Source organism: Marinobacter antarcticus, from assembly GCF_011049865.1.
In the GTDB taxonomy this organism is placed as follows: domain Bacteria; phylum Pseudomonadota; class Gammaproteobacteria; order Pseudomonadales; family Oleiphilaceae; genus Marinobacter; species Marinobacter antarcticus_A.
Genome location: NZ_DRGY01000033.1, coordinates 1 through 13,404, shown reverse-complemented (window position 1 = coordinate 13,404; position 13,404 = coordinate 1). Strand labels below are relative to the sequence as shown.

General features: G+C 54.6%; 12 protein-coding genes. 10 read left to right on the top strand and 2 right to left on the bottom strand.

Translation table 11 applies throughout. The features are described 5' to 3' along the window. Positions 1–34 precede the first annotated feature (34 nt). From ENI00_RS03920 to ENI00_RS03885, 8 genes are all read left to right on the top strand, one after another. Positions 35–739, top strand: coding sequence for a TRAP transporter small permease subunit (locus ENI00_RS03920; protein WP_304099096.1), 705 nt, complete (start codon positions 35–37; stop codon positions 737–739). Further along, positions 736–2,271: a TRAP transporter large permease gene (locus ENI00_RS03915; RefSeq protein ID WP_304099094.1), complete on the top strand. Its 1,536-nt coding sequence runs from the start codon at positions 736–738 to the stop codon at positions 2,269–2,271. The genes ENI00_RS03920 and ENI00_RS03915 overlap by 4 nt, the downstream gene beginning before the upstream one ends. A 19-nt stretch (positions 2,272–2,290) precedes the next feature. Beyond that, positions 2,291–2,716, top strand: a complete 426-nt coding sequence (locus tag ENI00_RS03910) for a GlcG/HbpS family heme-binding protein (RefSeq protein ID WP_304099091.1) — start codon at positions 2,291–2,293, stop codon at positions 2,714–2,716. A gap of 38 nt (positions 2,717–2,754) precedes the next feature. Continuing rightward, a complete protein-coding gene (locus tag ENI00_RS03905) occupies positions 2,755–4,230 on the top strand; it encodes an FAD-linked oxidase C-terminal domain-containing protein (RefSeq protein WP_304099089.1) in 1,476 nt (491 codons plus the stop codon). Further along, complete coding sequence (gene glcE, locus ENI00_RS03900; RefSeq protein WP_304099087.1) at positions 4,223–5,299, top strand: glycolate oxidase subunit GlcE; 1,077 nt, start codon at positions 4,223–4,225, stop codon at positions 5,297–5,299. The genes ENI00_RS03905 and glcE overlap by 8 nt, the downstream gene beginning before the upstream one ends. Before the next feature lie 18 nt (positions 5,300–5,317). After that, a complete protein-coding gene (gene glcF / locus ENI00_RS03895; RefSeq protein WP_304099085.1) occupies positions 5,318–6,526 on the top strand; it encodes a glycolate oxidase subunit GlcF in 1,209 nt (402 codons plus the stop codon). Between the two features lie 85 nt (positions 6,527–6,611). Then, positions 6,612–7,055 carry a DUF4124 domain-containing protein gene (locus ENI00_RS03890; protein WP_304099083.1) on the top strand — a complete coding sequence of 148 codons (444 nt, stop codon included), beginning with the start codon at positions 6,612–6,614 and terminating at the stop codon, positions 7,053–7,055. Positions 7,056–7,126: 71 nt separating this feature from the next. Further along, complete coding sequence (locus ENI00_RS03885) at positions 7,127–8,332, top strand: multidrug effflux MFS transporter (RefSeq protein ID WP_304099079.1); 1,206 nt, start codon at positions 7,127–7,129, stop codon at positions 8,330–8,332. Here the strand turns inward: ENI00_RS03885 and ENI00_RS03880 are convergent. Beyond that, complete coding sequence (locus tag ENI00_RS03880; protein ID WP_304099076.1) at positions 8,329–10,068, bottom strand: SulP family inorganic anion transporter; 1,740 nt, start codon at positions 10,066–10,068, stop codon at positions 8,329–8,331. The two genes, ENI00_RS03885 and ENI00_RS03880, sit on opposite strands and share 4 nt — an antisense overlap. Before the next feature lie 221 nt (positions 10,069–10,289). Here ENI00_RS03880 and ENI00_RS03875 point away from each other — a divergent pair, with 221 nt between their 5' ends. Continuing rightward, entirely contained in the window at positions 10,290–11,870 is a 1,581-nt protein-coding gene (locus ENI00_RS03875) for an FAD-binding domain-containing protein (protein ID WP_304099074.1), read from the top strand. Between the two features lie 103 nt (positions 11,871–11,973). Here ENI00_RS03875 and ENI00_RS03870 read toward each other — a convergent pair whose 3' ends face one another. Continuing rightward, positions 11,974–13,107 (bottom strand): Fic family protein, encoded by a 1,134-nt coding sequence (locus ENI00_RS03870; RefSeq protein WP_304099071.1) that lies wholly within the window; start codon positions 13,105–13,107, stop codon positions 11,974–11,976. Between the two features lie 80 nt (positions 13,108–13,187). On the opposite strand from ENI00_RS03870, the gene ENI00_RS03865 reads away from it, so the two are divergent. Continuing rightward, positions 13,188–13,404 (top strand): hypothetical protein (locus ENI00_RS03865; RefSeq protein ID WP_304099068.1); only part of this gene is annotated, 217 nt, incomplete at its 3' end.

Genomic DNA, 13,404 nt, shown 5'->3' with positions numbered 1-13,404 from the left:
TCCTTCCCTGTTTTGTGGCTGAGGTAGTAACAACATGTCTGACCTAGAAGGCTTCGGATTCGTAATGCCGCACTGGTTTTATTGGGGCTGGCTGGCGGTGATGCCGCTGATTATGATGGCTTGGGATAGATGGGCCCGTGCCAGGGGCGCTGCACCTGCAGAGCCTGAAATGACGCCCGGCGAGTTACAGGCGGAAGCAGACGACCCTCTGATTTATCTTAAATTCGAAGGCAACTGGTTTACCCGCGCCATCGATTGGACCAGCGAAATGTCGGGCGAGATTGTGTCTTTCTGGACAATCAACGCGGTTGTTTTCTATTTTTTCGAAGTGATCATGCGCTATCTGTTCAATCAGCCGACGGTCTGGGTACATGAGGCCAGTTTCCTGTTGCTTGGCATGCAATATGTGCTTGCAGGCGGCTTTGCGTTGTTGCATGGCGCCCACGTGCGTGTGGATGTGGTGTACAACCTTTTGCCGGTGCGCGGCCGTGTTGGCATGGACATTTTCACTTCGATGTTTTTCTTCGTGTTCGCGTTTGTGCTGATGACCACGTCCTGGACCTTTTTTGAGAACTCCTACTCCATGAACGAAACCACGGTTGAGACCTGGGGCATTGAGTATTGGCCGGTCAAAGGCATGATGCTGCTCGGCTCCGCGCTGCTTCTGCTTGCGGGTATTTCCAAACTTATCAAGGACATTGTTCTGTTTGTCCGTCTTGGCCAGGAGCGTGTTGCATGACCACTAACACAGCAACGACGTCAGGCTCGGGCCTGATGAGTAAGTTCGGCACCTGGTTGATGATCCTGGCGACCGTAGGGTTCGGGTTGATCATCTGTGTCGAGATGATCAACATTCTTTTCTACGATCCGTTCAGCGACGACAAATTCCTGTTCAAGCTGGCGGGCAGCTTGTCCAGTGTTGAAATTGGCCCCTTGACGTACCTGATGTTTGGCTCGCTGTTTGTGGCGTTGATGATGGGCTTGCCGCTGGCCTTCGTGACGGGTGGCCTCGGGGTGCTGTTTGTTTATCTGGTCGGCGACTCGATGATGCTGAACATCGTGCCCAGCCGAATTTTCCCGATGATGACCAACTCCGATCTGGCGGCGATTCCCCTGTTTATTTTCATGGCGTCCATGCTCGAGCGTGCCGGGCTGATCGAGGAAATGTTCAGCGTGGTCTACAAATGGATGGGTGGGCTCAGCGGTGGGTTGGCGACAGCAACCATACTGGCCTCCACCCTTTTGGCGGCGATGGTCGGGGTAATCGGCGCGGCGGTTGTCACCATGGGCATCATAGCTCTGCCTGCCATGCTCAAACGGGGCTACGATCATAAGATTGCCATAGGCTCCATTATGGCCGGTGGCACTCTGGGTATTCTTATCCCGCCGTCTATCCTGGCCATTCTGTATGCGGTTGTGGCCCAACAGTCGGTGGGTGAACTCTATCTGGGCTCGGTGATTCCGGGGCTGATGCTCTCAAGCCTGTATATCGCCTATGTTCTGATTCGCAGCTGGTTAAATCCGAAGCTGGGGCCCCCGATACCGATAGACGAGCGCATTTCCTTGCGCGAAAAACTGCGTCTGCTGAGAGGTCTTGTTGCGCCTTTGATTCTGGTGGCTCTGGTTCTTGGGTTGTTGTTCGGCGGCATCGCAACACCGGTTGAAGCGGCAGGTATCGGCTCGTTCGGTGCCATTGTGGTCGCGATGATGCATCGCAAGTTTACCATCGGTGGCCTGCGAGAGGCTTCGATAACCACGGCCAAGGCAACCGCCATGGTGTTGTGGATTATGTTCGGCGCGTCGGTGTTTGTCGGGTTTTACATTCTTCAGGGTGGTCAGCAGTTTGTAACAGACGCCATTCTGGGCACGGGTATGTCCTCCTACGGCATTCTCTTTTTGTTGATGGTGCTGCTGGTGGTACTGGGCATGTTCCTCGATTGGGTTGGTATTCTGCTACTGGCCGTTCCGATTTTCATTCCGATCGTCAAGGCCCTGACGTTTGACGGGCTTTTCGGTTTCGCGCCGGTACAGGGGGACGACGTGGTGCTTTGGTTCGGGGTTTTGTATCTGGTTAACATGCAGATGTCGTTCCTCAGTCCGCCCTTTGGCTATGCCCTGTTTTACATACGTGGCGTGTGCCCGCCGGAAATATCCATGGGCACTATTTTCAAATCGGCCCTGGTGTTCCTGGCCATTCAGGCGTTCGGATTAATGGTCTGCATCATTGTTCCAGGCGTTGTAACATGGCTACCCGGACTTGTTTACGGTTAATGAAAAGGAGAAACGTTTTATGTTGACGATAAAAAGACTTGATGTTGCGGAAGCTCGCCTGTTGATTGAGGGCGCGGCCGTCAAGGCGCGGGAGATTGGTGTGCCCATGTGTATTGCCATTGTGGATGAGTCGGGCAATCTGATCGCTTTCGAGCGCATGGACGGCGGCAAAATTACCAGCGTCACCATTGCACAAGACAAGGCTTTTACCGCTGCGGCCGCAAAGAAAGCGACCCATGAATACAACGCCGTCAATGTGCCTGGTAGCCTGGCTTTCGGTATCCACACCGAAGTGGGTGGGCGAATAAGCTCCGTTGGTGGTGGTTTACCGGTGGTTGTTGGTGGCGAGGTGGTGGGCGGTATCGGGATCAGTTCCGGAACGCCGCAGCAAGATATGGATTGCGCTCAAGCGGGCATCGACCACCTGGAAACCCAGCGCGGTTGAGATAGGCGAGTCGAAATTGACAGGTTGAGGGAAACCTTATGACAACCAGACCGAACATCAGCAAAGCAGACCTGGCGGAACAGTTCCGGACCTTTGTTGATGCGGACTTCGTTATCACCGATAACGAAACCATAAAGCCCTACGAATGCGATGGCATGTCGATGTACTGCGAGATGCCGTTGCTGGTAGTGCTGCCTGAAACCGTCACGCAAGTGCAGCGGATTATGCGAATTTGCCACGAGCACGGGGTTCCGGTGGTTGCGCGGGGCGCAGGCACCGGCCTCAGTGCCGGCGCCATGCCCAACAAGGAAGGCGTGGTGCTCTCGCTGGCCAAGTTCAATCGCATTTTACATATCGACCCGTTAGCGCGAACGGCCAGCCTTCAGCCGGGCGTTCGCAACCTCGCCATCAGTGAGGAGGCGGCTCAATATGGCTTGTACTACGGCCCGGATCCTTCGTCACAGATTGCCTGCACTATTGGCGGCAACGTCGCCGAAAACTCAGGCGGTGTGCACTGCCTGAAATACGGTTTAACGGTACACAATATTTTCAGTGTAGAAATGGTGACCGCCGAAGGCGATGTCGTGACGGTTGGAAGTGACGGTCTCGATAACGGTGGCATGGACCTGTTGGCGTTGCTGACCGGTTCTGAAGGCCTGCTTGGTGTGGTCACAGAAGTGAAAGTAAAACTGCTGCCCAAGCCCGAAGTGGCGCGGGTTGTAATGGCCGGTTTTGACAGCGTTCAGAACGCCGGTGATGCGGTTGGCGGCATCATTGCCCACGGCATTATTCCAGCCGGACTGGAAATGATGGACGGCTATGCGATTGTTGCCGCCGATGACTTTGCCGGAGCGGGTTATCCGCGTGAGGCAAAAGCGTTGCTGCTGTGTGAGGTAGACGGCACGGAAGAGGAGGTGCTCGAGCACATTGTTGCCGCTGAGGCGGTTTTCCGAAAACTCGGCGCCACGTCTGTGCGCACCTCCCAAAGCGAAGAGGAGCGGGTATTGCTCTGGCTCGGCCGTAAGTCCGCGTTCCCGGCGGTGGGCCGCATCTCTCCGGATTATTACTGCATGGACGGCACGATTCCCCGCCGTCACATCGCCCACGTGTTGATTGAAATGCAGAAAATGTCTGAAAAGTTCGGTCTGCGTGTGGCCAACGTGTTTCACGCTGGTGATGGCAACCTCCATCCCCTGATTCTGTTTGATGCAAACGTTCCGGGCGAGTTCGAGCGAACGGAGGCCTTTGGTGCCAGTATTCTGAACATGTGCGTGGAAGTGGGTGGCTGCATTACCGGCGAACACGGTGTGGGCGTGGAAAAGATTCGACAGATGGCGATTCAGTTCAACGACCTGGAGTTGCAACAGTTCCACGATGTGAAAGCAGCCTTCGACCCTGCGGGCATTCTCAACCCCGGCAAGGGCGTACCTGCGCTCAAGTTTTGTCAGGAATACCGCGCGCTCGAATACAAACAACACCAGCATGAACACACGGAAGCTGCACAACATGCCTGATATCTCGCAACAACTGCAGGAGCAAGTGCTTCAGGCCCGCTCTGGCAAGGAGAAGCTCAGCATTGTCGGTGGCGGCACCAAGGCGTTTATGGGAAGGGCACCGAGCTCGGATGCCGGTGCTCTTAACGTACTCAACGTAGGTGAGCACACCGGGATTGTCGCCTACCACCCGGTCGAACTGGTCATGACCGTTCGTGCAGGAACGCCCCTGAGTGACATTGAAGCCGCTCTGGCCGAGCAGGGTCAGGCGTTGCATTTTGAACCGCCCCATTTTGGCGCCGAGTCCACCATTGGCGGCACGTTCGCCTGCAACCTTTCCGGGCCCGGCCGGCCCTGGGCGGGATCGGTGCGAGACCAGGTGCTCGGCATACGCTTGCTCAACGGCAAAGGTGAACACCTGCGCTTTGGCGGTGAAGTGATGAAAAACGTAGCCGGCTACGATGTGTCCCGCCTGCAAGCAGGCGCTCTGGGCACCCTGGGCGTCATGACGGAAATCAGCCTGAAAGTGATGCCTGGCCCAGCCGCTAGCCTGACCTTGGTGCAAGACATGGCAATGGACGAGGTGCTGCACTACATGAACAGCCGCGCCGCAGAACCCAAGCCCATCACTGCCGCCTGCTGGGTCGATGGCAAAGTGTATCTCCGTCTTTCCGGTGCCAAATCGGCGGTTGAAGCAACCGCTGAAAAGTGGAGCGGCGATGTCATGGAAAAAGGCGAGGCTTTCTGGCGCTCAGTGCAGGATATGCAACACGAATTCTTCGCCGATAAGGACGAGCCTCTTTGGCGCTTCTCCGTGGGCTCCACGGCTGCCACCCCCAAAATTGAGGGCCAGTGGTTTATCGACTGGGCCGGCTCCCAGCGTTGGTTTCGGGGAACGGCGGAGCTTGGCGATTTGGAACCCCTGGCTCGGACCGCAGGCGGCCAGGTAAGCCTGTTCCGGGGCGGCGACCGCAGCGCAGAAGTAATGCACAGCCAACCCAATGCGCTTAAAACGATTCAGCAGCGAGTGAAAAACTCGTTCGACCCCGACGGAATATTCAATCCGGGTCGACTTTATAGCTGGTTGTAAGTTCAAAACAGGTAAAACATGCAAACAAATCTGGTACAACAATTTGCCAATACAACGGAAGGACAGGAGGCAGAAGCCATCCTGCGGGCCTGCGTGCACTGCGGATTCTGCACGGCAACCTGCCCAACCTACCAGGAGCTGAACGACGAGCGCGACGGCCCCCGTGGGCGCATCTACCTCATGAAAATGTTTCTTGAAGGCGCCGAAGTTACCGAAAAAACCCGCGAACACCTCGACCGGTGCCTAACCTGTCGCAGCTGCGAAACCACCTGTCCCTCTGGCGTCCAATACGGTCGCCTGGTGGACATCAGCCGGGGCCTTATTGACAAAGAACTGCCCCGGTCCCCCAAAGACAAATGGCTGCGCTGGGCTCTGGCGCGGGTATTGCCTAACCGGGTTTTGTTTGGATTCATGCTCCGCCTGGGGCAGACATTTGCCCCCATATTGCCGGGCAAGCTGCGCGCCAAAGTGCCGCCCAGAAAGCAGGCAAGCCCTTGGCCGGCTGCGAGTCATAACCGCATAGTTCTGGCCCTGGCCGGCTGCGTACAGCCATCTGCCACGCCCAACACCAACGCAGCGGCTGCCAGGGTGCTGGATAAACTCGGCATTACCATGGTCGAAGCCCCGGAAGCCGGGTGCTGCGGTGCGGTGAACTATCACCTCTCGGAGCATAAAAAGGGTCTGGAACGTATGCGTCAGAATATTGATGCCTGGTGGCCAGCAATTGAATCCGGCGCAGAGGCCCTTGTGATGACAGCGTCTGGCTGTGGAGCCATGGTTCAGGATTACGGCCACTTGCTGAGAGACGACCCCGTATACGCAGCGAAGGCTCAGAAAGTCAGCGAGCTGTGTACGGATCTGGGCGCCTTCCTGCTGAAGCAGGATCTTGAAAGCCTCAAGGTTCAGCAAAGCACCGACAAAATAGCGTTTCATTGCCCTTGTACACTGCAGCACGCCATGAAGCAGAGCGGCGTGGTGGAGCAAGTGCTGATCAAAGCGGGCATCAACCTGGCCATTACCAAAGACAAGCATCTGTGCTGCGGTTCGGCGGGCACTTACTCTGTGTTGCAGCCGGAACTCAGTCAGAAATTGCTGGGCAACAAGCTCAAGGCTTTAACAATAGATCATCCGGATCGCATCGTAACGGCCAACATTGGCTGCCAGATGCATCTTGAGACCAAATCCCAGGTGCCCGTACAACACTGGATCGAGCTGCTCGATCAGTAAACTGCGAGGCAATGCCTCCTTACACTCCTTCTGGTAACCGTTATACTGCCTCGGCAATTAACGTCACCACAGGGAGTGGATGGTTATGCCAAGGATGCTGGCAACTGCGTTTCTGATCGTTGTTTTATCATCACCGGCCAACGCCGAGATTTATTCCTGGACGGACGCCAACGGCGTCGTTCATTTCACCGATACTCCACCACCGGATGAAACTCACCGGCTCGTTGAAGTCGCCGCGCCCGTGACCGTGCCAATGGCGAATAATCTTCGCCAGCACAGGCGCGTTTCAAAAATACACGAGCAGGTGCAGAGCCTGCTGTCATCTGATCGCAAACGCGCTTCGCCGCGTAACCATAAGGGCGCAAACGCAATGGCGAAACAGGCCAAAGCCTGTTCCAACTATCGGCGCAAACTGGCGCAGGTTCAGTCACAACTCAGGGCAGGCTACGGTAATAACAAAGGTAATAGCCTGCGCCAAAAACGTCGCAAGCTGAGTCAGTCGCTCAGTCAAGAGTGTATTTTGCGTTGATGCTGTAGACTGTCGTGTAGTGAGCTCACTAACAATCTAAGGTATTTCATGTTCTGCTTGGTTATTCCGGTTTGAGCACAAAATCGTTATCTCATCCGCAACTTGCCATCCTTCTGGGGATGACCGTTGCTCTGGGGCCGTTGGCGCTCGACGCCTATCTACCTGCATTTCCGAAAATTGCGGATGATTTGGGTGTGGGCCATGGTGGCGTAGGGCTGACATTGAGCGCCTATGTGATGGCTTTGGGGCTCGCACAACTGCTCGGTGGCCCCTTGTCTGATCGTTATGGGCGGCAGCAGGTTCTATTCACAGGGTTGGCGGTATTTTCCTTTGCTGCGTTTATGATTGCTCAGGCACAAACACTCCCGGAAATGCTTGGTTGGCGGATTGTTCAGGGTGTTGGCGGCGCTTTTTGTGCGGTATCCGTTCCTGCCATCGTTCGTGACCAGTCCAGCGGGCAGGATGCAGCTCGTATGTTCGGGCTTATTGGCCTTGTGATGTTTGTAGCACCGGCAGCGGCACCCTCAATTGGCTCCATGTTGCTTTACTTCAGTGAGTGGCATGCAATCTTCCTGATGTTGGCGGGCTACGGAGCTTTGCTGGCGATCATCTTGCACTTCGTGCTTTTTCGCCGTTTACCGTCTAGACAGAAAGATAAAACCCCGGTTTCAACACTGGTTACCAATTACGCGTTGGTACTCCGTCACCGGGTAACCATGCGGTTTGTCGGGATTCAGGCTTTGTGTTTCAGTGCGATGCTTGTTTTTATCACCCACGCATCGTTTATTTATCAGGAGTGGTTTGGCCTCTCCAACGTTACCTTTTCGGCGTTGTTCGCCGCCAACGTAGTGACCATGGCCAGCCTGAACCTGTTCAATCGGCGTTTGCTCAATCGCTACCCATCCGTGCGGATACTGCGAGTGTGCGTATTTCTTCAGGCCACAGCGGTTACCGCTCTGGTTGTCAGCGCTTGGGCAGAAGCGCCCTATTGGGTTGTTGCCGCCTGTATTATTTTATCGGTCGGGTTCATGGGGGCAATTATTCCCAATAACATGGCCAATGCGCTGGAGTTCTTTCCCCACCTTGGGGGCACGGCAGCGGCTATGCTGGGCGCTGCGCAGTTCACGATTGCAGGCGCAGTAAGCGCGTTGTCGGCGCCTTTGGCTGGTGGAACCTTATTGCCTATTGTGTTGGCTATGGCTGTTTGTATATACGGTGCAGCCATATTGGCGGCAGGCGGGCCGACAGCGGTCGAGAGAGAGTCGGGTTTTGCCTAGCGTCGTCGGGCCTTCGCGGCATTGCTTTGCTTGGCGATGGCTGCACGTGAACTAATGCCTTGATCAATGTACAACACCGCATCCGTTATCTGGGGGAACATATGCTCGCTCAACACGTACTCGCGCAAAGCCGTAGAGTGAGTGAGGGTATCTCGCACCGGGCCTATCAGGCTGACCAAGTAAAGCTGGACACCCTGTTCCCGCAGGTTTTCGATCACGCTTTCCAGCATGATCAATGACGTGCTGTCGATGCTACTCATGGCCTGAGCATCCATTATGACGGCTTTCAGAGCTCCCTCAGGGCGCCGCTTGATCATGCTGTACAGTCGCGATTTGAAAAAATCCTTGTTGGCGAAATACAGAGGCGCATCGAATCGGAAAATCAGTAAATCTTTCCTTACGCTAATGCTTTCGAAGCGATGGATGTTGCGATAAAGATCCTCGCCATCGATTTTCCCCAGCTCAGTCATGTGCGGCGTAGTACTGTTGTAAATAACCAGCATCAGCGATACCGCAACACCCACCAATAATCCCTGTTGAACACCCAACAGCAGTGTGATCACAAACGTGACCAGCAGAATCAGAAATTCCTTTCGGTCCTGCCGGAACAGAATTTTCATTTCTTTGTATTTGAATAACCCCAGTACCGACATCACGATAATGGCAGACAGAACCGCTTTGGGTAGGGGATAGTCGGTAAACAACGGCGTAAGAAAGACCACCGTGATGGCAATCAGAGCGGAGGAAATGATTGCCGACACTTGGGTCAGCGCGCCCGAATCGCGTAGCGCTGCACTGCGTGAAAAGCTGGCAGAAACCGGGAAGCTTCGGAACATGGCGCCCAGGGCGTTTGCCAACCCAAGCGCGATCAGTTCCTGGTTTGGCTGCACGCTACGCTTGTCTTTTGGCGATTCCTGCGACTTGCATATTGACATGGTGCCCACGAATCCCATCAGGGCAACGGTGAATGCCACGGGCAACAATTCGCCTAGCCTGGCGAAGTCTATATCCGGAACTCGCAGGGCCGGAAAACCGGCCGGTACCGAGTTAATAACGTCAACACCCGCTTGCCCCGCATGAAACAATCCCGACAGCAGCATAGTGCCAACCAGCAAAATCAGCGCGTTAGGCGATTTTGGTACGAGTCGTTTGCAAAAAAAGATAAACAGCAGGCTTGCGACAGCAATACCAATGGTAACGCCGTGCCAGTCGCTTATGTGTATCAGTAGTTGATAGGCAAGATCCAGCACGTTGGCACTTTCCACGTGGAGGCCCGTCAGGCTCTGGAGCTGACTGCCAATGATGATAACGGCTGCAGCGGAGGTATAACCAACAACCACCGGATAGGAAAGAAAATTGACGATAAACCCGAAACGCAAAAGCCCGAACAGAAACTGAATCAGACCAACCAGAAGCGTCAACTCAATCGCAAGCTTGAGGTATTGGTCCGAACCTGGCTCGGCAAGCACGCTGAGCCCAGAGAGAATAAGTATCGCATCCAAGGCTACAGGCCCGATGGAAATCTTGTTGGAGGTTCCCAGCAAAGCGTATAGCAGCGGTGGAAAGATAGAGGCGTAGAGGCCGAACTCCGGTGGCAAGCCCGCGAGCACGGCATAGCCCATGCTTTGCGGAATCAGCATAACACCGATAACGAGGCCAGATACCACATCCTGTCGCAACGTATGGGCGGTGTATCCCTGTAGCCAAAGCAGGCCGGGCAATAATTTGTAGAGCATAAAGGCAATTTTTCGCTTGAGGGCTGGCCTGCAAGTGTGTGGAAATCGCAGGGCTGAATCAAGAAGTATCAGCCGGGCTGGCGGTTGCGCCGAGTGATACGCTGATTGGCAGGGCGCCAATCGCAAAGGCAGAGGAAAATGATTACAAGCCTATACGTTCTTGAAATATAAATAGGTTTTGTAATATAAGTATTTGAATCGGCTGCTAACGAAAGCGGAACATGGATTACGGGAATGAATCGGTGCAGATATTCTGGTTAAAACGCAATCTGAGACTTCAGGACTCAGAGCCCTTTTTTGAAAGTATGCGAACCTTTCGCAAGAACGGGAAAGTGCTGCCGCTTTATTGCCACGAGCCCAGGCTGATTCAGCAACCTGATGTCTCAAGGCAGCACCAGTTATTTGTTCACGAAACGCTTGAAGAACTTGATGCCGAGCTCCAGTCGATTGGCGGCAAGCTGCTGCAGGCTGTGGGCGAAACCGTTGATATCCTTGATCAGATCCATCGCGTTCATCCGTTAACCAAAATATGGACCCACCAGGAAACTACTCAGCACAGCCAGTTTGAGCGGGACAAAGCCGTTAATGCCTGGTGTGCTGTCCAGGGTGTGGAGCTGATAGAAACTGGCCAAAATGGCATCGTCAGAGGGTTTCAGCAGCCTGAATCCTTTGCGGATTACTTCGCACTCTCCAGGTTAGCCACACTTCGCGACCCGACCGGGAAGGATCTTTCCGAGCGTTTTGCGCCCCTGCCGTTTCTGTCTTGTGAGCAAAAGGCCATACCAGCGGCTGCGGGCACAGACAAACCGTTGAGGCAAAAAGGTGGGCGCTCACAGGCGGTCAGCAACCTGAACCGGTTCTTCCAGATTCAGCCGTTAAAAAAGTACCCGTTTCAAATATCGAGTCCGAATACGGCCTGGGAGGGCTGCTCCCGCATATCAACCTATCTCGCCTACGGCATTGTTTCAGACAGGGAGGCCTTTCAAGCGGTGGATCGCGTGGTCACTGAGGCCCATGGACGAATGAATGCGGACCAGTTTGAAAAATTCCAGAAAAATGCACGCTTCTTTTTGGATCGGTTGAGCTGGCGACGTAAGTACATGCAAACCTTTGAGGGCAGCCCAGAGCTGGAATTTCAGTGCATGCTTCCTCAGTTCGACGGAGTTCGAGAGGCAGACTATCAACGAAAGAATTTAGGAGAGAGCTTTGGAGAACGTTCTGTAGAGAATGCTGACGCGCACTTTGATGCCTGGAAACAAGGGCGAACCGGTTTCCCCTATATTGATGCGGCGATGCGGTGCCTGAATCAAACCGGCTGGATCAATATGCGCCTTCGGGCAACCCTGGTCTCATTTGCCACCCTGAACCTATGGATACCAACCACCAAAGTGGCGGAGTACCTAGCGACAGAATTCCTCGACTACGAGCCAGGCATTCATCATGTGATTCATCAGTTGATCGCGGGAACAACGACATTCAGCGGGTTGATGGTTTATGACCCCGTAAAACAGGGCAAAGATCATGATATTGGTGGGTGCTTTATTCGAAAGTGGGTTCCGGAACTTGCCGGCCTGAGCGCCAGTGATATTCACAATCTGGCGGAAACCCGGCGCCAAACGGCGCAGAGCCGCGAGCGTTTCAGTTACCTGATGTACCCCGAGGCTATTGTTGATCACCGGCAAACGGCAAAAAGAGCGAAAGACCGAATCAGAGAATTGAGGAACAACGATCAGGGTCGCAAGGGCGGTTCTGTTGAACAGGAGATTGGAAGGGAGGAAGGTTCGCAGCCGTCGCTATTTTGAGGCTATAGCGGTGGTGGGTGACTCATGCGCGAAATCACGGATTTGTCCCGCTCGAACAGGCTGGTTATCTGATCTAGGCTGAGCCAAGCGGTTTGTTGTTCCGTCATGACATATCCTTGTCGTTGTTATCAAACCGTACAGTATAGCGAGTGCTGCGCCCGCCGCCGGGCAGCTTATCAATGCAGCCATTTTCCAGCAGTTCGGCCAAATCGCGAGTGGCTGTGGCTTTACTGACTTTGGTGAGCGACTGGTATTTTCGTGCATTGATGCCGTGTTCAAATTCTTTACCTGCGGTATCCAGCAAGCGATTCAGCACTTTGATCTGGCGGCGGTTGAACACTGTGGTTGCGTGGCGCTGCCAGAACAGAGTCTTCGCTAACACCCGCTCCACGCGTAGCAGTGCCTGCTGCAGCGCTTCTTCCAAGGTGCCCAGAAACCAGACCAGCCAGGGTGTTATGTCGAGGTCGCCACTCTGAGCTTGCTCCAGTTGCTCATAGTAAGCGTTGCGACGTGCCATGATCGCAGCACTCAGGGAATAAAAGCGTATTGACTGCCGCTCGGCCTGAGCCAGCGCGCGATCAGTCACTGCACGGGTGGTGCGGCCATTGCCGTCATCAAACGGGTGCAAGGTAATCAGCCAAAGGTGGGCAATACCAGCGCGCAACAGAGAATCAAGGCCCGCAGGCGGTGCATTAAACCACGCCAGAAAGTCATTAACTTGAGCCTCCAGCCCCTCGCGGGGTGGCGCTTCAAAATGTACTTTGGGCCGATCAATGCGGCCAGACACAACCTGCATGGGTTGATTGCCGCGCCAATCACCCACACGGATTTTGGTCAGTAAACCAGGCCCCTCGGGGAACAGCCGTGCTTGCCAGTGACACAGCTGTTGGCTGGTAAGCGGCTTGTCTGGTTCGTGGGTGGCTTCCAGCAGCAAAGTCACCAACGAGTCTGATTCGGGGGTGCCGCGCTCTGCCATTCCGGCTCGCTCAAGCCCTAACTGGCGAGCCACAGACGAACGCACCGAGCCGACATCCAGGTGCTCTCCCTCGATTTCACTGGTGCGGATGGCGTTCTGAACCAACGCATCCATTTCCACGTCCAGATCGGCCTGCTTCGGTGCCAGCTCTGTGCGGCCTAACAGGCGCCCTTGCAGCAGACGCACGGTATCCAGCTGAGGGCGAAGTGCGGTTTCGTCCCAGAAAAAATGAGGCCAGTTTGGTTGTTGCCAGATGTACATGAGCCGAATCGGTTGCCTATTCAATTCATTGTATGAGCCGATTAGTGTAACTATTCGGCTCAGGGAGTACAAACTATCGCTTGAGCATGCTGGCAGGTTTGTTTTTAAACATTGGAGGCCTCTTTTTCGACTTCAGCCAACTGATTCTCTGCTTTCGATACGGAGAGTTCACCGGAGAGGAGTTTGGGGAGAGGAGTCATGAATCTGCTTACATTTCGTTCTTCAGAAACAACAAAACCCGCACGAGGCGGGTTTCATCTGAATTCTTATGGTGCCCGGAGGCGGAATCGAACCACC

Excerpts from the sequence above, each read along its gene's own strand:
- ENI00_RS03920 (WP_304099096.1), top strand. The coding sequence starts at position 35 with ATGTCTGACCTAGAAGGCTTCGGATTCGTAATGCCGCACTGGTTTTAT.
- ENI00_RS03915 (WP_304099094.1), top strand. The coding sequence starts at position 736 with ATGACCACTAACACAGCAACGACGTCAGGCTCGGGCCTGATGAGTAAG.
- ENI00_RS03910 (WP_304099091.1), top strand. The coding sequence starts at position 2,291 with ATGTTGACGATAAAAAGACTTGATGTTGCGGAAGCTCGCCTGTTGATT.
- ENI00_RS03905 (WP_304099089.1), top strand. The coding sequence starts at position 2,755 with ATGACAACCAGACCGAACATCAGCAAAGCAGACCTGGCGGAACAGTTC.
- glcE (WP_304099087.1), top strand. The coding sequence starts at position 4,223 with ATGCCTGATATCTCGCAACAACTGCAGGAGCAAGTGCTTCAGGCCCGC.
- glcF (WP_304099085.1), top strand. The coding sequence starts at position 5,318 with ATGCAAACAAATCTGGTACAACAATTTGCCAATACAACGGAAGGACAG.
- ENI00_RS03890 (WP_304099083.1), top strand. The coding sequence starts at position 6,612 with ATGCCAAGGATGCTGGCAACTGCGTTTCTGATCGTTGTTTTATCATCA.
- ENI00_RS03880 (WP_304099076.1), bottom strand. The coding sequence starts at position 10,068 with ATGCTCTACAAATTATTGCCCGGCCTGCTTTGGCTACAGGGATACACC.
- ENI00_RS03875 (WP_304099074.1), top strand. The coding sequence starts at position 10,290 with ATGGATTACGGGAATGAATCGGTGCAGATATTCTGGTTAAAACGCAAT.
- ENI00_RS03870 (WP_304099071.1), bottom strand. The coding sequence starts at position 13,107 with ATGTACATCTGGCAACAACCAAACTGGCCTCATTTTTTCTGGGACGAA.